Genomic DNA, 20,041 nt, shown 5'->3' with positions numbered 1-20,041 from the left:
ACTTTGACGGTCTACTCGGGATGTGGAACACTCCAAAAATGGACGTTGCGCAACACAAAAAATTAACTTGAGTGTGTCTACAATCTTGACGTAGATCCAATAAATAGAATTACATTTAATAGTAGTAAATAACTTTTAAGGGAAGCCATTTTGACTTCCCTTAACTCTCTTTTTTTATACATCAATCATTTTTTTATCATTTAACGTAAATATGTTTTTCAGCCATTGTCTGAAATACTGCAACTGTTCCTCGGAATGGAAATAGTGTTCTCCATTTTCCATTACTTGCAAATTACAGTTAAAACGTTTATTAAATTCAGATACGACGTCAAACTCACATAAGTTATCTTCTGAACCATAGAGAATTGAAGTTGGAATATTCCAAGCAACAATAGGATGTTCTTTCACATAACAATAGTAATCCCAATAGAGAGTTTGTCCAATAGGTGTAGAAATTTCTTTCTCTATTTTTAGTCTACTCTCACTTACATTAAACCAAGTCATCATATTATTTATGATACGTTCCATATTTACTACAGGAGAGAGAAACACACACTGCTTCAATGGCTCATGGCTATATTCTAATAGGCTAAAATATGCTCCCATGCTACAAGCAAAAATGCTTATATTATTTGATAACGATTTTGCATAGGTCATTATTGTATTAAGATCTTGAACACAGTTTTGAACTTTGCAAAGATAAGTATCATCCTTACGGTCACCGTGTTGAGGTAAATCAAAACTAAGCACTTGATAACCTACTGCTGTTGCTTCTTCTGCAAATACAATAATCGAGTCATCTGCCTTATTTGACGTGTTACCATGCACCACCACAAATAACTTATCTGATTTATCACCCCACAAAATTGCTGGAATGTTGTCTATTTTAAAATTATTTTTTATCATATACAATTTATCCCCCAAGGAATATAAATAAATGGTCATTTCGAATATTACAAATGTATATACCTTAATTTAGCCACTTAAACCAATACAAATAATTGCTGATTTATTTAATTGCACTACCATTAACTTAATCATCCACTTTTTTAATTTGGCGTACAGTCTTTTAAATTGTTCGCCTCTTTTACGAGAACACATACAATCAAGTATTTTGCGTGCTCAGTACCGTTAATTTTCAACTATTTTTTTAAAAATAATTGTATTTTCTATACGAATTGAATCAACTTCACCACAATCTAAGCAAAATGTATAAATCTTGTTTGCGCCTCTAAATGAACCTTTACTTGGCTTAATAGGCATATAGTCTGTGGCTTCTGTAAATTGAGTACTCCCGCATTTTTTACATTTTTTATCTACCATGTATAATCGCTCCTTATTACTGGATAATATTAATTTTTTACTGCTATGTACATTGAAATTATAACATAGTTTAGGGAGTAATTTAGAAAGTGTGGTAAATATATCTATAAATGGATTCGAGTTGTTGCCGAAATGTTTAGAGGGTTGGAACTAAACCATTAATTTATGCTAGAGGAGTTTACTGTGAAAATGGGTATGAATTGCTCGCGGTTTCGGATTGTTATTATTGTTTGTCTCTAACGATTAAAGGATCTATTCAATGTGTTGACTAAAGTGAGCTCTTTTTTCTTTTATTACCTTTACATGACCGATTTATACGTAATGAAAGTTGAATGATTAGTTGGAATGGTCCTTGTCTTTTGTTTGAGGTGTGAAGGGGAGGCAATTTGACTAGCATAGGCATTTGCGTAGACTGTTAATGCTTTTATAGCATAACCTATATCGAAATCGAAAGGAGGAAAAATTATGCGATACGATTACGGACATGATGGTTATGGAGGACAACATGGTGGGAGACATCCATATTATCCGGTTACTTCTCCAGCCCATTTTTATCCAACCCACCATTACTACCCAATGCATTACTACCCAACACATACAACATATCCAACACATCATCGACATCCGCACCACCACCACCATCACCAGCATCCGAACCCACGCTATTACTAATTTAAAAAAACAAACGGTATTCTCTTTATAAAGCATTGGTATTATTTTAGCTAAGAAAAAATAATGTGCACTACCTTTTAAAAAGTGACTTGCAATATAAAAAGGGTCATCGGAGGAAATTGATTCTTATCTTGAAGTTAGGATTTAATTATCTAGTGCCATAAGATGAAAGAATGATTTGTTGGTAATAGCTAGATACGTTTTCATTTGAATGTTTTCATTAGTAAAAAGGTCACTCTGTGGAAGTGACCTTGAATGAACTTGTATAGGGAAAAATTCCCGCTCAGTATATTGTTTTTAAATAGCTCCAAAGAATTTTTCTTATAAAGGTTTAATATATGAAAGTAGCGCCGACAATAATTAACAGAATGAACAGAACAACAATTAGAACAAATGTTGAACCGTTATTGCCACCTCCATAGCTATAACCTCCGTAGCAACAATTGTTAAAATTGCCATAGTTTCCGAAGCATCCCATGATGCATTCCTCCTTTCTACTCCTATAATATGTATCGTTTTAGAAAGTGGGAAAGGTATTTATCCTACAAAATGCACTTTAGAATTGGATATTTTGGAAAAATGTTCGATAAACTTGAGAAATAAAAAAGGGCCACCGTACGGAAGTGACCCTTAGTAACAATTCAAGGCGGTGAAGCTAAAAAATTAGCTTACTATATTATTATGATGAGATAACTACTTTTGCAGAGTGGAATGCCTTAGTATAAGAAATAAAAAAGAATGTAAATGATCCAACTGCAATTATGATTTAACTATTGAACCAAGATAGCTTAAGTGCTGTCTTGGTTATTTTGCGTTACGAAAGTGAAAGTTTTGCCTAACAAACTTAAAAAGTGATTCTAAACTAAAAGTATAAAAAATTTCCTTTAGTGCATCATAAAAAAGTATATCGAGTGACAGCAATCAGAATTTAATAAAGTATTTAAAGAGGTGAAAAGTTTAAAGAAATGGACATTATCTTAGCATTATTACCAGCTCTCTTTTGGGGAAGTATTGTATTATTTAACGTCAAGCTTGGTGGCGGACCCTATAGTCAAGTACTTGGAACAACATTTGGTGCACTTATTTTCTCTATAGGTATTTACTTTTTTGTAAAGCCTGAGTTATCTCCTATAGTGTTTGGAGTCGGGATTGTATCCGGTCTCTTTTGGGCATTAGGCCAAGTAAACCAATTGAAAAGTATTGATTTAATTGGTGTTTCCAAAACAATGCCTATTTCAACAGGGTTACAATTAGTATCAACAACTTTATTTGGTGTCATTGTGTTCCATGAATGGTCGACAACAATGTCGGTTATATTAGGAATTCTTGCCCTTATCAGTATACTAATTGGTATCGTTCTTACATCTCTTCCAAATCCAGAGGAGAAAAAAGAAGAACATGGAAGCAATTTGAAAAAAGGAATTTTAATTTTACTTGTTTCCACTTTTGGATATTTAGTATACGTGGTGATTGTACGCTTATTCAATGTAAGTGGATGGTCTGCATTATTGCCGCAAGCAATCGGGATGGTAATAGGTGGAGTTTTATTAACATTTAAGCATAAACCATTTAACAAATATGCGTTTCGTAATATTATTCCGGGTTTAATATGGGCTGCCGGAAATATGTTTTTATTTATTTCTCAGCCACGTGTAGGGGTCGCAACAAGTTTTTCTCTTTCCCAAATGGGGATCGTTATTGCTACTCTAGGCGGAATTTTTATATTAGGTGAGAAAAAAACCAAGCGGCAACTTATCGCCATTTTCATCGGTATCGCTTTTATAGTCGCTGCTGGAATTATGTTAGGGATTGCAAAAAGATAAAAGGGAGGGCCTTGTATGTATCCAGATTTAGAAGGAAAAGTTGTTGTCATTACAGGTGCTGCAACGGGACTAGGTAAAGCAATGGGCATTCGCTTTGCTGCAGAAAAAGCGAAAGTAGTTATTAATTATCGATCAAATGAAGCGGATATAAATGCTGTAGTGGAAGAGGTTAAAAAAGCCGGTGGGGAGGCCATTGCTGTACAAGGTGATGTTACAGTGGAAGCGGATGTCATCAATCTCGTTCAAACAGCTATAAAAGAGTTTGGGACTATCGATGTAATGATTAATAATGCGGGTATAGAAAATCCAGTAGCTTCTCATGAAATGCCGTTAAGTGATTGGAATAAAGTCATCAATACAAATTTAACAGGTGCCTTTTTAGGAAGTCGAGAAGCGATTAAATACTTCGTAGAGAACAATATTAAAGGTACTGTTATCAATATGTCCAGTGTTCATGAGAAAATTCCTTGGCCTTTATTTGTGCATTATGCGGCTAGTAAAGGAGGCATAAAATTAATGACTGAAACTTTAGCGTTAGAATATGCTCCAAAAGGAATTCGTGTCAATAACATTGGACCTGGAGCGATCAATACGCCTATAAATGCAGAAAAATTTGCAGATCCAGCAAAACGTGCAGATGTGGAAAGTATGATTCCGATGGGGTATATCGGAAAGCCAGAAGAAATTGCCGCTGTCGCAGTATGGCTTGCTTCATCTCAAGCTAGTTATGTAACCGGCATTACTCTTTTTGCGGATGGTGGAATGACTTTATATCCGGAATTCCAAGCTGGTCGTGGATAAGAAAATCGTACTAAAAAAGGTTTCAAGGGCTTCTGTTTCTTGATGCCTTTTTTATTTGTCAAGAAGCGACTTTGTTGAGGTTTGAAATTACGAAGGAAAATTACATAATGGGGAGACTTTATTAATCTATGGATGCACAAATTTTTTAAGATAAACAAAAGACCGGTACCCATTTATAAAAATGAATAATCGGTTTTTTTTACTTATCGTCAAAGGTTTATTAAATAGGAGATTTTTTACAAAAGGAGAAGGATAGGATGTATTATAGGATTAAGAGGGGATAATTTATGTGGTGGGAGTGAAGACGATTGAATAATTCTTGGAATAAATTTATATATAAGTTTGGTTCTCCAATTTACGATAAGTTCTTTAATTCCGGGGGATTTTTAAATGCTCGAAAACAAATATTTCAATCCATACCATTCAATAATCAACAAAAGATCCTGTTTGTTGGTGTAGGAACAGGAGCAGATTTAGAGCTGATAAATCACGCTAACCTAAATATAACGGCTATTGATTATTCACCTGATATGCTCGGAAAAGCAAAAAAGAAGTTCGAAAATTCTACCATAACATTCTTAGAAATGGATGCTCAAAATATTGAATTTGAAAATGAATCGTTTGACTATGTCATAGCTAGTTTAATCCTTTCAGTAGTACCTGATGCAACTAAATGTTTTCAAGAGATGGCAAGGGTATTAAAGCAAGAAGGGGAAATAATAGTTTTCGATAAATTTGCCCCTAAAAACAAAAAACTGTCCATACCCAAAATGTTGCTAAGACCCATTATTAGCATATTAGGAACTGATATTGGCCGAAGCTTTGAAGAAATATCACCTGAAAATATAGTAGTAAAAGAAGATACATCTTTAATGCTAAATGGGATGTATAGGAAAATAATAATTGGAAAGATAAATTAAGTGACGAAATAGCCTTATATTTTCGAACCATTAAATGATGATTTGACCCCCGGGGAGTCGCCCAGTCTCCACTCCAATCAACTATTTACATAGTAGACATTTAACAAAAGTCATTCACAACATTTGATGATGAACCAATATTAAGATTAATTAAAATTCCTTATTCTTTAATACCATGATCTCTTAAAAGTAAATTAAAATGAGGGGGCTTAAATGATGACAATCAAGGTTTTTATTGCAACAGATGAAGATTATTTACCGGTGAATGAGCTAGTAAAAGAAGGGCATGAAGAGCATGTGATGGAGGAACCAACGATTTTTAAAAGTGTGGAGTCAGTAATGCCTGAAACGTATTATCAAGAACTAATTGGCAACGAAGTGAGTGATATTCTAATTGCGAAGGAAGATGAAATTGTAGTAGGTTTCGCAGTCATAAGTGTTGAAACTTCTCCATCTTTCGAGTCGCTTGTTCCCCGGAAATATGCGTACATACACGATTTTGGTGTAAAAGCTGAACTACAGCGAAAAGGAATTGGAAAAATATTATTTACTGCTTGTATTACTTGGGCCAAAGAAAGAGAGGTTAATTCAATTGAGTTAAACGTTTGGGAATTCAATACGAAAGCTATTGATTTTTATAAACATTTTGAAATGAATAGCGTGAGTAGAAAAATGAAATTAAACATTTGATGGAAAAATACCTTGTATATGATGGTGACTAAAATTGTTCGAAATTAAATATGAGATTTTTGAGGATGATGTAGACGAGTTAAGGGAATTAGATGTTTTGACTTTCGACAAAGAATACAATCAAATTTATGGTCTTTTTACCCTAAACGTAGGTGGACACAATTTTATTCCATACCCACCGGATAATATCCCTTTATCAACCAAAAGAATTTATTCTGAACTTATTCTTACTCACTTTAAACTATTAAATGATGTTGTTACTTTACTAGATTATCACAATTATATCGCTTTAAAATATATAGAAAATAATTCGTCTTGGTTGGAGCTTAAAATAAAAAATGATCTAATAAAAGTAACAAAACGGGATTGTGAAATAGGATCTTCACTGAATAGCCTAATATGTATAGAGGATAAATTTTTAAGGGGCGCAATGTATGGTTCCTTTCACGATATTCCAATTATAAAAGAACAGTTTACAAATGAAATTAACAATAAAACTAAAATGTTTATTGAAGAAATTAAGAGTATTAATCCAATTATATTAAAATCAATATTTTTTAAAAGTTTATTAGAAAGACAAGGATAGTTCCCAACATACGTGTTTTTGAAAACATGAAAAAAGGACTTCCGTGTACACGTAAGCCCTAGAATGGAACCAAACGTAGTTTCTATAGTTCGGTTGCCCATTCTTTGATTTAATTTTATGAAGACTTAGTAAAAAAGTAGCCAACACACTTTATTTTTTGAGTATTAGTGATAATAGGCAAGACTACGCACTAGTCCATACTAAAGTTCTTAATAAATAAAATAAGCCAAGACCGGCAATAATCAATAGCACGAATAAAACAATAGTAACGGCAAAATTTGTACCTGGTGTATTTACTCCATAAGATGGATAAATCAAAACAAACCCCTCCTTCTAAAATTTATAGCAGGATTATTCGAAGAAAAGTAATATATATTATAAAATGCTGTAGCAATACGTAACAGCTTTTATAATACTTTTACTTTTTTGATGTTATTACTTCTACTGTTATTTTAAAATGTGGTTCACATATACCTGTAGCCATTTCTACAGTTTGTCTTTTCAATCATTTTGAAATAAATATCTATACGATGGAATGTGGGATTACCCATTTCGTCTAGGTCCATATAAGCAAGCGCCACAATTAAGGGCTGATAAGCTACAGTGGCGAATTTGTATCATTGGTGAAATAGAGAATACAGTGCTATCAAACAGGGACAATGCTGTGCGATTAATATTACAGCAAAAAACAAATGATACTTCCTTTTTTCTTTATACTATGTTGTATAGAGTAATGAACGCAGGGCCAATCACCTTATGTATGGTGGGATTAACCCTGAAGTAATGATAATTAGATCAGCGCTACGAGTTGAGGATTACATTTTAAGAAGTTGGTTAGATGGAGAGGACTATTTCATTATCAATCTATTAAGAGCTATTTTGCATTTTCATTAGTATAGGAATCGTCTCGGCCAAGTTATTATTTTTACAAAATTTATTGAATAAACATAGTAATATAAAATTAGTTTTGCAACTTTCGTTTTATTAGGTATAGTTAAATAATACCTTATTTAGAAGTGGAGTGAAGATGATGTTTCCTGTTTTAAATACTGAACGTTTAGTGTTAAGAGAACTTACTGAGCATGACGCCCAAGATGTTTTAGATTGCTTTTCTAATGCTGATGTATTACGCCATTATGGGCAAAATCCGTTAACAAGTTTAGAGCAGGTTAAACGAATCATTAACAATTTTTCAAAGAATTATGGTGAAAAACGTGGCATAAAATGGGGAATTGCATTAAAGGACCAAGAAGGAATTATTGGTACTATTGGTTTTCAGGAATGGTCTACTGAGCATAAAAGAGCTGATATCAGCTATGCACTTTTTCCTGAAAGCTGGGGAAAAGGGTATGCAAAGGAAGCTGTAAATAGAGTGCTATCATTCGGCTTTCAAGAAATGGATTTAATGCGTATTGGAGCTATTGTATTTACTGAAAATGAAGCTTCGAATAAACTACTAACCAAATTAGGCTTTAAAAAAGAAGGGATATTAAAAAATTATATGCACCAAAACGGTGTTCCGTATGATACTAATATCTTTTCTTTACTAAAGGTTAAAAATCATAAAATGGCAGGACCAAGATAGAATAGCGACTGTCTTGGTTTTTATCATAAAAACGATGTAATAACCGAGATTCTCGCGAAAAGTTCGACTCCCTTAATATTCCTAAAGTTGATATAATAGGAATGTTTGATTATTTAAATAAAGGAGGGAAACATTTTTTTAAATGAATAAACGGTGTTGAGAATGGTGTAGATTCAGCAGATTACTGAAAAGCTTTAGTGATGTTATTGCTTTTTGTCGTTAGATGTTATCTTTAGAAAGAAAAAGAGTCACCGGAGGATAGTGACTCTGAGTATTCTTAGAAGGTTAGGGATAAATTATTTTTAAGTATGAGCAATTGAGATTTTGGTAGTGTCGTTTTTTAGTAACTAATGAAAGTTGCGCCAACGATAATTAAAAGAATAAATAATACTACAATTAGGGCAAATGCGGACCCTGTGCCGTAACCATTACCTGAACAGCCCATAATAACTTACCTCCTTTCTACAATCTATAATACGTAAAGCGGTAAAAAGGAGAGAAGGTAATCATCTAACTTAAAGAAATAAATTTGCAATTAAGATAAAAAGACCTTTGTAAAAAAAGTGACAAACTTTCGACGATAGAGGTTAGTTTTGATAGAGGAGGAAAAGATTAATGGAAAATGGAAAATTACCAAAGGTAGGCGTGGGAGCAGTTATCCAGAATGAGGAAAATAAAATTTTACTTGTTTTACGAAAAAAAGCACCTGAAGCCGGCTGTTGGAGTTTACCTGGTGGCAAGGTTGACTATATGGAAACAATAGAAAACGCGATTATACGAGAAATTAAGGAAGAGCTTGGAGTGGACATCGAAATAACAGGATTAGTATGTGTAACCAATCATATTATCCAAACTGAAGATATTCATTATGTAGCACCTACTTTCGCTGCTCGTATTACGAATGGGGAAGTGCGAAATAAAGAACCGCATGCTTTAGAAAAAGTACATTGGTTCGCAATAGACGAAATACCTGAAAATATTACAATAACAACAGATTATGCTCTAAAACAGTTAAAGCTATCGTAATTTTAAAGGAAATTTATTTGATTTAGATGGTACTCCGTATGATAGTGAGAGCTGTTGCATTTTAGCATGCTGTGCCACCCTAAAATCAGGTAACTACTTTCAGTGATGCCTAAACAGCAGATATCAAAAAGCCTTCTTCCTGTTGTATAAAAGGTCAAAACTAATACCTTGTAAAATTCGGATTTTAGTTTAAGAAATAGATTTAAAAGTAATGGTAACTCTGATACGATAATATATCGTAGGAGGTGTGGTTTTGCCTAAGGAGCTTGTGTTATAACAGAAAAACATAAACTACCTTTTGACAATTATTCCTAATGAAAAAGAGAAAAATTGTTCTCATCATTTGCTTGTTTATCATTTTTCTAACAGGCTCACGAATTTTATGGCTGAGCTTATTTAATAATACAGATCAACCACATGCTGTTAAAGGGCAAATGGATTTAAGAAATTGGAATTTTAATGATGGTCATGCTCTTACACTTGATGGGGAGTGGGAATTTTATCCTTATTATTGGTTAATTAGTGAAGAAAAGCATATCGAATCTACGAAGAATCATGCAAAATACATACAGGTTCCTAAAGGTTGGAGCTCTTCTTTACAAGAGGGAGAGGGGAGCCCTTATGGTTACGGTACTTATCGCTTAAAATTACTCGTCAATCCAGAAGACAATATTACTTTTAGTATTCGAGTTCCGAGTGTGCGAAGTTCTTCAGTTTTATATGTAAATGGTCGGCCGTTGGCAAAATCGGGTGAAATAGGGGAGGATGCAGAAAAGGCGGTTGCCAGAAATGTTCCATATACTGCATCCTTTGAAGCAAACGGTCACAAAGAAATCGAAATTATTGTTCAGGCTTCAAATTATAAGGACCCTCGTGACGGTGGAATTGTTCGCTCCATTAAATTAGGAAAAGAAGATATATTAGCTCGGGAAACTCAATTGTCGATCAATATGCAACAACTAGTAGCAGTAGTTTTTTTACTACATGCTATCTATTCCATTATCTTATTTTTTGTAGGAATCATGGAAGAAAGAAGATTGCTTTACTTTTCCTTGTTATCGATTAATAGTATGGTTTATTTCCTATTAGGAAGCGAAGACAAATTATTATCTTATTGGTTTCCGATTAGTTACGATTGGGCTTTTAAATTAGTTCATCTTTCTATGATTGGCATTGGTTTCTCACTGCTTCAATGCATAAAACATTGGTTACCTCAGCATGTGAGAAAATATATTCGCTTGTTTAGTATTTTCTGTGCTATCGCATCATTATTGACCATCGTATTACCTACTCGCTATGTAGTATTCAATCAAGGCATTTTCATTATGATTTTAGGAATCCCGATCGTTATAACGATTCTAACAGTAATGCGAGAATCAATTAAAGAGATTAAAAGTAATATTTTTTTACTGTTTGCCATTTTAGCATTTGGTAATAATCTTATATGGGATGGCTTACTTCTTATTTTTGGCATTAAAATAATTATGTATCCATTTGATATTGTTATTACAGTGGCTTGTTTGGCTATTTTATGGTTTAAAGGATATGCTAAAGTCCATTCCGAAACGAAGGAACTTGCTATGAAGCTCCAAAAGACAGATAAATTAAAGGATGAATTCCTTGCCAATACGTCACATGAATTACGCAATCCACTTCATGGGATCCTTAACATGTCAAAAGCTGTTTTGGAAAGGGAAAATCGTGTACTCAGTGATAAAAGTGTCAAGGATTTAGAAACAGTGCTATCTGTCGGAAGGCGTATGTCATTAATGTTAAATGATTTACTAGATGTTATGAGTTTAAAAGAAAATAATCCCAAACTAAACTTTAAAACATTTTCGATTCAGCCAATTGTATCGGGTGTATTAGATATGCTCTATGTTATGAAGGAAGGAAAGCAGATTCAGTTAATTCATCAAATTCCTGAAAATTTTCCAAAAGTAGTTGCTGATGAAAATAGAGTTATTCAAATTGTTTTCAATCTTCTTCATAATGCGGTGAAATACACGAACGAAGGTGAAGTGACAATAGTAGGTCATGTGAAAAACGGTATGGCAGAAATTGTGATTTCGGATACTGGTATTGGTATTGATGAGGACACCATTCAACGTATATTTAAACCATATGAGCAGGGTACCCTTAGTAAGGCAATGATTGAAGGCGGATTTGGGCTAGGACTTAGTATTAGTAAACGATTAGTTGAACTACATGGGGGATCATTACAGGTACATTCAGTTGTAGGGGAAGGGTCTGAATTTACTTTCACATTACCAATATCAGACTTACCTGATGAGGAAAATGCTACAGAACATGAGGTTCTATTATCAAATGCGAAGGAAGAGTCAGTAGTAGCTACTTCTCCAATTCTATTCGATAATCGAACTGAAAACCATTCAATCATTGAAGCAAATCGACCTAGCGTTTTGGTCGTCGATGATGATCCAGTGAACTTAAGAGTTATCGAAACAATACTTTCAATAGAAAAATACGACCTAGTAACGGTTACAAGTGGTAGTAAAGCTCTAGAAATATTAATGTCTCAAGAGTGGGATTTGGTTATTTCAGACGTGATGATGCCAAATATGTCAGGGTACGAATTAGTACGTGCAATTCGTCAGCAATTTTCAATAACAGAACTTCCAGTGTTACTCCTTACGGCAAGAAGTCAGTCTCAAGACATTGAAAATGGATTTTTATCTGGTGCTAATGATTACGTCATGAAGCCTGTGGACGCTTTAGAGCTACGATCAAGAGTAAAAGCACTAACCGATGTTAAACAATCTGCACAAGAAAGGCTTCAAATGGAGGCAGCTTGGCTTCAGGCACAAATACAGCCGCATTTTCTTTTCAATACACTAAATGCCATTATTACATTAAGTGATATTGATATTGAACGTACTAGTAAGCTACTTGAAGCACTGTGTGATTTCTTAAGGGAATCATTTAAGTTCCAGAATATTGATGAACTTGTTCCAATTGAGGATGAGTTAAATCTTGTTCGATCCTATTTGTATATTCATAAAGAACGTTTTGGGGAGCGTATCAATGTAACGTGGGATTTAGAAGTTTCCACAGACGTCATGATTCCATCACTGACCATTCAACCATTAATTGAAAATGCTTTGAAACATGGTATTTTGCCTCGTGAAAATGGCGGGAATATTCATATTCGCATTGTAGATTACGACAGGTACATTGAGATCACTGTGTCAGATAATGGTATTGGAATGGATGAGGCTACAATGGAACGATTACTAGACAGAAAATCAGAGACTTCAACTGGCATTGGATTGCTTAATACAGATCTTCGATTAAAACAACATTATGGTAAGGGACTTCAAATAAAAAGTAAACCAAACCAAGGGACAGTGATTTCGTTTGTTGTTCATAAAAAGAAGGAAAAATTAAAGTAAATGTTTGTTGTAGTTTTCTCATAAGATTGATCATTTAAAATAAAGTAGATTTTGTTTGAAATCCTGTTTTTGCAGGGTTTTTTCTTTAACTTTCGTAGCAATTTAGTACGTAATGATAAAACAAATAGCGAATCAGAGACAGAGGAGCATTAATGGTGGGTATTATTACATTCGGTTAGAAAAAAGAAGGCATAGACTACATATGGAGACCTGCTGTTTATTGTCTAATGTTCAATAGTCAGAAAGAAAAAATAGCGATTATTCAAACAAGTGATGATAAATTTTTCCTCCCTGGTGTTGGAATGGAAAAAACGAGTCTCACGAGGAATGTTTAAAAAGAGAAGCCCTTGAAGAGATGGGAATGGATATTAATATAGGTCATTTTATAGGGTGTGCCCAGAGATATTTTTATTCTACAAATGACAATAAATAGTACCATAGCGAAGGTTATTTTTATTTATGCGATAAGGGTAGACAAATAAGTAGTAAACCATTTGAAATTGACCACTTCCTAAAATGGATTGAACCAATGCAAGCAATTGATTGCTTATTCCACGAACATCAAAGCTGGGCAGTGAATGAAGCATTAAAATTAACAACAGCCATAAAACATGAGCATAAGAACTAAAATATACGGTTTTAGGGTTTTCATCACCAATAATCCATAGAATGCGAATAGTTTTATTGGTTTCTATTATAAGTGAATAAGGATTGAAAATTGGAATAAAGTATATTGTCTCTGTATCTATAAATGAACTATTCTAAGGTCCGTAATGCAAACAGATGTTTTAAAGCAAGGTCTACAAGGTGGTGCTCTAAATAGTAGCTAAAAAAAGTTCAGTAAAAGCTTAATTAATCAAGGGATGATTAAATTCTACTTAGCTTCAGCTTTAAATCCAGCTGAACCTTCAGTCGGTCTTGTCTCTAAAAATTTAAAATCCATAATGTATGTTGCTTTGAATACTACGGGTAAGAAATTTTTGAAATTCTACAATTCTCCTTATGTATTAGAATTATTACATATACATTCCTTCCAAAAAGGTGAAGGTAGAAAATTAATAGTAGCTTTCATAGAGCTTCAGAAGAGCAAACTGGCGTTCCAGGTTCGTTATGGACAGTTTTCTATGAAACTGTACCTTATAGATTCAACAGAGTTTGATACCAGGGGATATAGCTAAAGTGTATAAAGTGAATTAAAGCAAGGTTTCCTTTACTCCAGAACAGTTACTGATATCCAAGGTTCTGAAATATAAAAATGAACATTTAACATAAACAATTAAAATAATTAGAAGTATCCATCTTATATGAGGTGGATTTTTTTATTTCCAGCATTCTTTGGTTACTTAACTTATGGGTACGTTACTTTGCTTGATGTTAGGGTTCAACGCTTTTCAAGGCATTTTTCAACTAGATTTAAAATAATATTTAATAATGCAGAGGGATTTTGGGATATTTGTAGAAATTTATATTAAGTGGAAAATGATGGGAGGATAGATTTTTTTATGAAACGCAGATTCCCACTTAATTATGCAGAAATTTGAATTAGTAATAAAAAGTAGAAGGAGGAATTTTTATGAAGCGTAGCATTTTCACTATTTTTTTAGTTGGGATTTTATTTTTATCAACATTTTTACAACCTTTACAAACTCAAGCTGAAGAAAAATCATCAATTCCTGAAAGTATAAGTAACGGATATGTTGAAAGTTTCGTAGATGAGTTAGGAAATACAACTAAATTAGAATATCTTATCAACGATAATGAATTTAGGGTTAATACTTATTTAAATGGGAGATTAATTGATTATTCGAGCAGAGTAATGGAGGAAGATGGAGAATACTCTGATGAAATTATTTACAATCAGATAGTTGACGTTGAACAATCTGAATCAGAAGAAATTATATTTACTGAAAATAATGTAAAAGAAACATATAATGTTAATGATTTTATCAAAGAAGAGTCATCAATAACTGAGGGGACTACTCTTCCTAGACCTTATTCATTTATTGCGTCTAAATGTATGGAGGCAATAAAACAATGTGGTTCTTTATATGGGAAAAGCAAAAAAGATTTAATTGATAAATATGTATTTGACTTTAAAAAGGATGTGGCCCTTTCTGTAGTCGCTGCTGCAATCACTATAATATGGACGCACCCTATCGTTGCAGTAGGTATATTATTAACCTCACTGGGTATTAGTTTCCGCAATGCAGTACTAGAAGATTCTTTAAATGGGTATTATAAAGCTACACGTACACAATATTCTTATTATATTCTGGCTAAAAAAGAAAATAAACCTGAAAAAGAAACTTATAGACACGATCAAGAGGAATATGATGTCCATTATTATAATTCAGCTAATGGAAAAGAACTTACAAGAAATTCGCATAGTCCAAATTGGTTTTCAGAAGATGCGTTACTAAATATAGGTATAATTGCTTATTAAAGAAGTCAAAATAAAACACAAGGTATTAGAATAAGTAGCGCTCAACTTGAGTAGCTACTTTTTCTAATATATACAAATCGACATCTATTTTTTTATTTGGGTGTTTTTATAAAATTTTATGTACATCAAGTTCTTCTATTCTTAAATCCATTAGTTTATTTTATTTGAAAATTAAGGAAAAAATTATTGATTAAATTCCACATGATAAGATTGATTACATTAATAGTCTCCAAAACGATTAACCATAACGTGTTTTTTAAACGAAGAGATTTCAGTGATGGGATGTATTTGGAAAATACACGATAAAGAACAGATAACCTTAATTAGTTATCTGTCCTCTTCAATCACTTTGTAAACGGATCTTCCGATTCATATAAAAAACTTTTCTCAAGATTTTCTTTTGTCTCAGCATTGACGGTTTTTTCTTTTGCTTCCGCTTGTTCACTAGCTGGAGCTTCATCATGAGAAGAACAAGCAGTTAACAGGAATGCTGAAATTGCTCCGATAAATAGGAATTTTTTCATTGCGATAACCTCCGTTATTGTTTAGTTACAGTTTAGATTGTGCAATTACACTTAGAATATAACGGAAATGACAAGGATAAATTTTGTAACAAAAATGATAAATAACCGTTACACAATAAAAGGGGAAAAAGTGAAAAGAATTATAGGTTTCGTTACAATTCGTGGATTGGTATTAGAGGTTGCGCCTATAAAGAGTCCAACGACATAATTCAACATGAAAATAGTTCGAAACTTGTTGAATAAAGTTTTAACAAAAGAAAATGAGTGGCAAGAAAGCGAATATTTCACATCTAAATAGCTTCATTGGTGAACGGCAATTATTAGTATTTAAGCATAGTAAAGAAGAAAAAATAACAGGAAAATATGGCTGGCATTTTTGTGGAGAGAGCGTTAAATTAGGAGACTTCCTTCGCATCAAGGGAACTCACCAAATGACAGTAAATAAGTGGAGATTAGTTTCAAATGCTACTTTTCTATGTATGTTAACCACGGAAAATTACCTATATGGTAATATAAGTTGAAAGGAATGTTTTGGGACCCTTTTAAATTTTCTGATACTTGGTGGGAGGGTTTAAATGAAAGCTGTAAAGATAGGTATAATTACTTTTTTTACGGTCGCATTTCTGTTGATTATCATGTTACTTAATGCTGGTCCACCTAAGCCAATTATATTGTCAGAAGGTAAAAAGATTACAGTATTACAAGGTACTTATTGTTGGAGTAAATTTACAGGTTCAGAATGTGTTGATAAAATTTCTCCATCATCAATAATTGATAATAATAAAATCCATTTTCTGTATCCCCTCAAAGTGAAATAAAAATCAATTTTAAGAAACAATCCATTGATGAAATAGAAGTAGAAATGCAACATTTGGGTGAAAGTAAAAAAATAAAAGTTGAGGGTAATGTTTTTTCTGCACCAAATGAAAAAGGCACGTATATATTTGTTATCTCTGGAAGATGGGAAAAAGGAAGTTCTTCTTACATTTTTACCATAGAAGTTAATTGATAAATTGTAAACCTTTATTCGTAATTAAAGGTTAAATTAAATTGCGTGACTTCCATAAAGCGTAAATTGTAGGACTAGAACTTATTAAATTTAAAGCTGATGTTTTAAGAGGATTTTAATATGATGCTAGATACTAGAAATTATAAAGACTAATAAATTGGCAAAAAAATTCATTTATGCTATAATTTACAATTATTAATTTAAAGTGTAAAATAGGATTCTCCTGGCCAGGAGAGTCCTATTTTTTGACTTAATTAAGGAAAATCCAATTAATAAACGAATTAAAACACTTGCTTTTTCTAGGGGATGATTGTTTTATGGAAGAATTACCTTGTAAAGGTTGTAGAGGGATATGTTGTGGGCCTGTTCCAATTACAGAACAAGAGTTAAAGAAAATAAAAAAGAAAATTAAGGCGATGCCTAAAAAAATGCGCCAAGATTTAAAAAATCAACAACGTTTTTATGGAACCTGCATATTTTATGACGAAATAAATGACCGATGTGGCATTCATTCGGTACGTCCATCTATTTGCAGAGCTTTTGGTTATTATAATAATCTTGTATGTTTCCGTAAACCAAAAGTGGCCATTGAAAAAAACTATAGTGCTACCGAACTTCCAATTGGTATTTTAAGTATTGATTTTACTTGGAAAGATTTTATTTAACTTCTCCAGCAGAATTTCACTCCATTATATGTAGTGAGATGATTGCTAGTTTAGATAACTTTTCTTGACCAAACTTATGTACCTGTCGCTATACTTTCGCACTTTGTTTAACGCAGGCTCTAACATCTTACATATCTTAAAGCTCTGTTAGCATAGTTCAATAAATCCATGTTTGTCATACATGTTAATAGCGCCAATAGTTTCTGGTAAAAAACCTTAACTCCAAGCAATCTAATTTAAAAATCCTACAATGTTGTTATGTAATTCAGCAACAAAAATATCTGATTTTTCTCCCAAAATTATGTTTTTAAGAAACTCTACATCCTGTTTGAGGTTGGAGTTTTGACATTTCTAAAAAAGTTCTTCATATAATATTTCTATTTGTGGGATTTCATCAATTGAAGAATTTTAATATTAATTTGAAATTTATCCTATTTTATTCTACTGTATTCATTTTTACAAATAATCTGTAAAATGAACAAAAAACTCGTTCAGTTAACACAGTATAAACCGCATAGGATTTCCAATACTAAAGCTGTTTTAAAAATTCAGTATGGAGAAAGGAGGTTTTCGTCAGTGAGATTTTTAGCATGGGGCATTATAGGCGGCGCGGCGCTTTTTGGTGTAATGAAACGCTTTGGGCTAATGAATAATGAACAACCAATGACACAGTCTGCTCAACAAGGCACGACACCAGTACAATTGGTAGCAAATAGTAATCCACTAACCGCAAATACACCTAAACAATAAATAGAATAGGCACATCAAGCTTATAGACCTTTGGTTTGCTAAGGGTCTATAAGTTTGTACATAATACAGCATTAATAGGGCTAATTTGCGAAAAGTAGAAGTAAGCTCGTACAACGAGAAATGAATACGGAACAGCACACGTGTATTCAAATGATCCAAAAATCCAAATGTGGTTATATGGAATGTAATCAGCTATTCAAGTTGTAACTTATAGTTATACCAATTTTCTATGTAAAGGGTGATTAAAGTTGTTTCAAATAAAAAGGATATATAAAGAACACTATCCTAACGGTAAAAAAATTACCTATCAATACGTCTCCAATAACTATTATGATGTTGTTTATAAAGAACGAGAAAATGGCTGGGCAATTGATTTTACGTTAAAACATTTCGAAACCCCGTTTCACAAGTATTTGGAAGGAGAAATTTTTGAAGATCATATAGAAGATATTGAATGCTATATTGCTGAATTAAATGAAGAAGAAGTTGGAATTGTTAGCATCAGCCAAGAGAAGTGGCATAATGTGTTAAGAATTAATGATATTCATATTGATCAATCTCATCTACATAAAGGAATTGGAAGTAAGTTCATGGCTTTGGTGAAAAAGCGAGCAACAGAAATAGGGGTAAGGGCGATCGTTTTAGAAACCCAAACTTCTAATTATCCTGCAATTCAATTTTACAAAAAGTATGGATTTCAACTTATTGGATGTGATTTATTAAGTTACTCCAATAATGATATTGAAAAAAAAGAAGTAAGAGTTGAGATGGGACTTGTTCTTGAAATATAAAAGGAGAGCACGTATTTATCGTGTTCTCCCTAAGAAACTATATATTATCTACTTTGAGTTTGAAGTGCTAATTTAACGCCTAGACCTATATAAACGAAACCAACTGCCTTTTCAATCCAACGTGAGCCATTGTTTGTTGTCTTCGTAAAAATTTTTTCACCAATAAAGCTTGTAATAATAGCTAACAAAATAGTATATAAAGCACTCATGACAACAAAAGTAATGCCTAAAATCAATAATTGAACAGTGATCGATTGACCATTATGCTGAACAAACTGTGGTAAAAACGCTAAGAAAAATAATGCAGTTTTTGGATTTAAAATCTCCGCTAAAAAACCTTGTCGGAACGAAGAACTTGCCGAACTTTGTTCAACAGTTGGTTGTTCTATTTTTTGTGGTTTTGTTAAGAGCATTTGAATACCTAAATAAACTAGGTAGGCAACACCAATATATTTCACTATCTCAAATGCAGTGGCAGAGTTCATTAAAATTGCTGATAATCCTAATACAGCTGCTAACGTATGAACTAAATCACCTAATCCAATGCCTAGTGCGGTGAAAATACCGTTCTTTTTACCACCTTTCAACGTTTGCGTAATAGTAATGATAACAGCTGGACCGGGAATTAAAAATAAAAGAAGAACTATTGCAATAAAAGATAACATATTTATCCATCCTATTCTAATAAACTAAACATTCAATTAAGAGAATAATATAATTAACTTATTGAATGCAAAAAATATTATATGCTATCTTCTATATACCTGTCGATAATGAAATGTTGAAAAGAAGTGAAAACAACAATTTATAAAAATCAGAAAATGATTTGATTATATTTGTATAATGTTGGGAGATAGTGTTTTTGTTGATGCACTAGGAGCAGCCTCCGATTATTTGAGATATGAAAAGCAAGATTATTATTAAAAAATATATAGTCACACCCATGGGATTGTGGCTTTTATTTTAAACTTAAAATAGTACCAACTACTAATAATTAATGATAGAATTAGGTGACAATAT

The 20,041-nt window shown here is 32.7% G+C and carries 21 protein-coding genes; 14 read left to right on the top strand and 7 right to left on the bottom strand.

What is annotated here, in order from left to right; all coding sequences use genetic code 11:
* Positions 1-174 precede the first annotated feature (174 nt).
* Together PVA17_RS17315 and PVA17_RS17310 are read right to left on the bottom strand one after the other, a co-directional pair.
* The gene (locus tag PVA17_RS17315) at positions 175-906 is read right to left on the bottom strand and encodes an alpha/beta hydrolase (RefSeq protein ID WP_274068405.1); all 732 of its coding nucleotides are present in this window, start codon (positions 904-906) and stop codon (positions 175-177) included.
* A gap of 225 nt (positions 907-1,131) precedes the next feature.
* Complete coding sequence (locus PVA17_RS17310; RefSeq protein WP_132357975.1) at positions 1,132-1,323, bottom strand: hypothetical protein; 192 nt, start codon at positions 1,321-1,323, stop codon at positions 1,132-1,134.
* A 465-nt stretch (positions 1,324-1,788) separates the two neighbouring features.
* Here PVA17_RS17310 and PVA17_RS17305 point away from each other — a divergent pair, with 465 nt between their 5' ends.
* Entirely contained in the window at positions 1,789-1,995 is a 207-nt protein-coding gene (locus PVA17_RS17305) for a hypothetical protein (RefSeq protein ID WP_274068404.1), read from the top strand.
* Positions 1,996-2,326: 331 nt separating this feature from the next.
* Here PVA17_RS17305 and PVA17_RS17300 read toward each other — a convergent pair whose 3' ends face one another.
* Positions 2,327-2,473 carry a YjcZ family sporulation protein gene (locus tag PVA17_RS17300; protein ID WP_142508002.1) on the bottom strand — a complete coding sequence of 49 codons (147 nt, stop codon included), beginning with the start codon at positions 2,471-2,473 and terminating at the stop codon, positions 2,327-2,329.
* A gap of 487 nt (positions 2,474-2,960) precedes the next feature.
* Here PVA17_RS17300 and PVA17_RS17295 point away from each other — a divergent pair, with 487 nt between their 5' ends.
* The 5 genes from PVA17_RS17295 to PVA17_RS17275 all read left to right on the top strand — a co-directional run bounded on the left by PVA17_RS17295 (position 2,961) and on the right by PVA17_RS17275 (position 6,815).
* A complete protein-coding gene (locus PVA17_RS17295) occupies positions 2,961-3,818 on the top strand; it encodes a RhaT/GlcU family sugar-proton symporter (protein WP_132357969.1) in 858 nt (285 codons plus the stop codon).
* A gap of 15 nt (positions 3,819-3,833) precedes the next feature.
* Positions 3,834-4,619, top strand: coding sequence for a glucose 1-dehydrogenase (gene gdh, locus PVA17_RS17290; protein WP_274068403.1), 786 nt, complete (start codon positions 3,834-3,836; stop codon positions 4,617-4,619).
* 308 nt (positions 4,620-4,927) lie between these two features.
* Positions 4,928-5,539, top strand: coding sequence for a class I SAM-dependent methyltransferase (locus PVA17_RS17285; protein WP_274068402.1), 612 nt, complete (start codon positions 4,928-4,930; stop codon positions 5,537-5,539).
* Positions 5,540-5,752: 213 nt separating this feature from the next.
* A complete protein-coding gene (locus PVA17_RS17280; protein ID WP_274068401.1) occupies positions 5,753-6,229 on the top strand; it encodes a GNAT family N-acetyltransferase in 477 nt (158 codons plus the stop codon).
* 34 nt (positions 6,230-6,263) lie between these two features.
* Positions 6,264-6,815, top strand: a complete 552-nt coding sequence (locus tag PVA17_RS17275; protein WP_274068400.1) for a hypothetical protein — start codon at positions 6,264-6,266, stop codon at positions 6,813-6,815.
* A gap of 183 nt (positions 6,816-6,998) precedes the next feature.
* Here PVA17_RS17275 and PVA17_RS17270 read toward each other — a convergent pair whose 3' ends face one another.
* A complete protein-coding gene (locus tag PVA17_RS17270) occupies positions 6,999-7,133 on the bottom strand; it encodes a hypothetical protein (RefSeq protein WP_274068399.1) in 135 nt (44 codons plus the stop codon).
* 712 nt (positions 7,134-7,845) lie between these two features.
* On the opposite strand from PVA17_RS17270, the gene PVA17_RS17265 reads away from it, so the two are divergent.
* Positions 7,846-8,400 (top strand): GNAT family N-acetyltransferase, encoded by a 555-nt coding sequence (locus PVA17_RS17265; RefSeq protein ID WP_274068407.1) that lies wholly within the window; start codon positions 7,846-7,848, stop codon positions 8,398-8,400.
* A gap of 340 nt (positions 8,401-8,740) precedes the next feature.
* On the opposite strand, the gene PVA17_RS17260 is transcribed toward PVA17_RS17265, so the two are convergent.
* Complete coding sequence (locus PVA17_RS17260; RefSeq protein ID WP_274068398.1) at positions 8,741-8,845, bottom strand: YjcZ family sporulation protein; 105 nt, start codon at positions 8,843-8,845, stop codon at positions 8,741-8,743.
* 170 nt (positions 8,846-9,015) lie between these two features.
* On the opposite strand from PVA17_RS17260, the gene PVA17_RS17255 reads away from it, so the two are divergent.
* The 3 genes from PVA17_RS17255 (at position 9,016) to PVA17_RS17245 (ending at position 15,282) form a co-directional block, all read left to right on the top strand.
* Positions 9,016-9,426: an NUDIX domain-containing protein gene (locus PVA17_RS17255; protein WP_274068397.1), complete on the top strand. Its 411-nt coding sequence runs from the start codon at positions 9,016-9,018 to the stop codon at positions 9,424-9,426.
* A gap of 314 nt (positions 9,427-9,740) precedes the next feature.
* Complete coding sequence (locus tag PVA17_RS17250) at positions 9,741-12,839, top strand: hybrid sensor histidine kinase/response regulator (RefSeq protein ID WP_274068396.1); 3,099 nt, start codon at positions 9,741-9,743, stop codon at positions 12,837-12,839.
* Between the two features lie 1,573 nt (positions 12,840-14,412).
* Positions 14,413-15,282 carry a hypothetical protein gene (locus PVA17_RS17245; protein WP_274068395.1) on the top strand — a complete coding sequence of 290 codons (870 nt, stop codon included), beginning with the start codon at positions 14,413-14,415 and terminating at the stop codon, positions 15,280-15,282.
* A gap of 344 nt (positions 15,283-15,626) precedes the next feature.
* On the opposite strand, the gene PVA17_RS17240 is transcribed toward PVA17_RS17245, so the two are convergent.
* Positions 15,627-15,806 (bottom strand): hypothetical protein, encoded by a 180-nt coding sequence (locus tag PVA17_RS17240; RefSeq protein ID WP_132357957.1) that lies wholly within the window; start codon positions 15,804-15,806, stop codon positions 15,627-15,629.
* A gap of 575 nt (positions 15,807-16,381) precedes the next feature.
* On the opposite strand from PVA17_RS17240, the gene PVA17_RS17235 reads away from it, so the two are divergent.
* The 4 genes from PVA17_RS17235 (at position 16,382) to PVA17_RS17220 (ending at position 19,021) form a co-directional block, all read left to right on the top strand.
* On the top strand, positions 16,382-16,624 hold the full coding sequence (locus tag PVA17_RS17235; protein ID WP_274068394.1) for a hypothetical protein: 243 nt from the start codon (positions 16,382-16,384) through the stop codon (positions 16,622-16,624).
* Between the two features lie 508 nt (positions 16,625-17,132).
* The gene (locus PVA17_RS17230; protein ID WP_132357953.1) at positions 17,133-17,480 is read left to right on the top strand and encodes a YkgJ family cysteine cluster protein; all 348 of its coding nucleotides are present in this window, start codon (positions 17,133-17,135) and stop codon (positions 17,478-17,480) included.
* A gap of 576 nt (positions 17,481-18,056) precedes the next feature.
* Positions 18,057-18,230, top strand: coding sequence for a hypothetical protein (locus PVA17_RS17225; protein ID WP_248719055.1), 174 nt, complete (start codon positions 18,057-18,059; stop codon positions 18,228-18,230).
* 248 nt (positions 18,231-18,478) lie between these two features.
* Positions 18,479-19,021 carry a GNAT family N-acetyltransferase gene (locus PVA17_RS17220; protein ID WP_274068393.1) on the top strand — a complete coding sequence of 181 codons (543 nt, stop codon included), beginning with the start codon at positions 18,479-18,481 and terminating at the stop codon, positions 19,019-19,021.
* Between the two features lie 44 nt (positions 19,022-19,065).
* On the opposite strand, the gene PVA17_RS17215 is transcribed toward PVA17_RS17220, so the two are convergent.
* Positions 19,066-19,686, bottom strand: coding sequence for a LysE family translocator (locus tag PVA17_RS17215; RefSeq protein ID WP_274068392.1), 621 nt, complete (start codon positions 19,684-19,686; stop codon positions 19,066-19,068).
* Positions 19,687-20,041 lie beyond the last annotated feature (355 nt).

The sequence above is a fragment of the Lysinibacillus sp. CNPSo 3705 genome (assembly GCF_028674935.1).
Taxonomy (GTDB): Bacteria; Bacillota; Bacilli; order Bacillales_A; family Planococcaceae; genus Lysinibacillus.
Note: the sequence above shows the minus strand (reverse complement) of the source record. Positions and strands in the feature narration are given on the sequence as shown.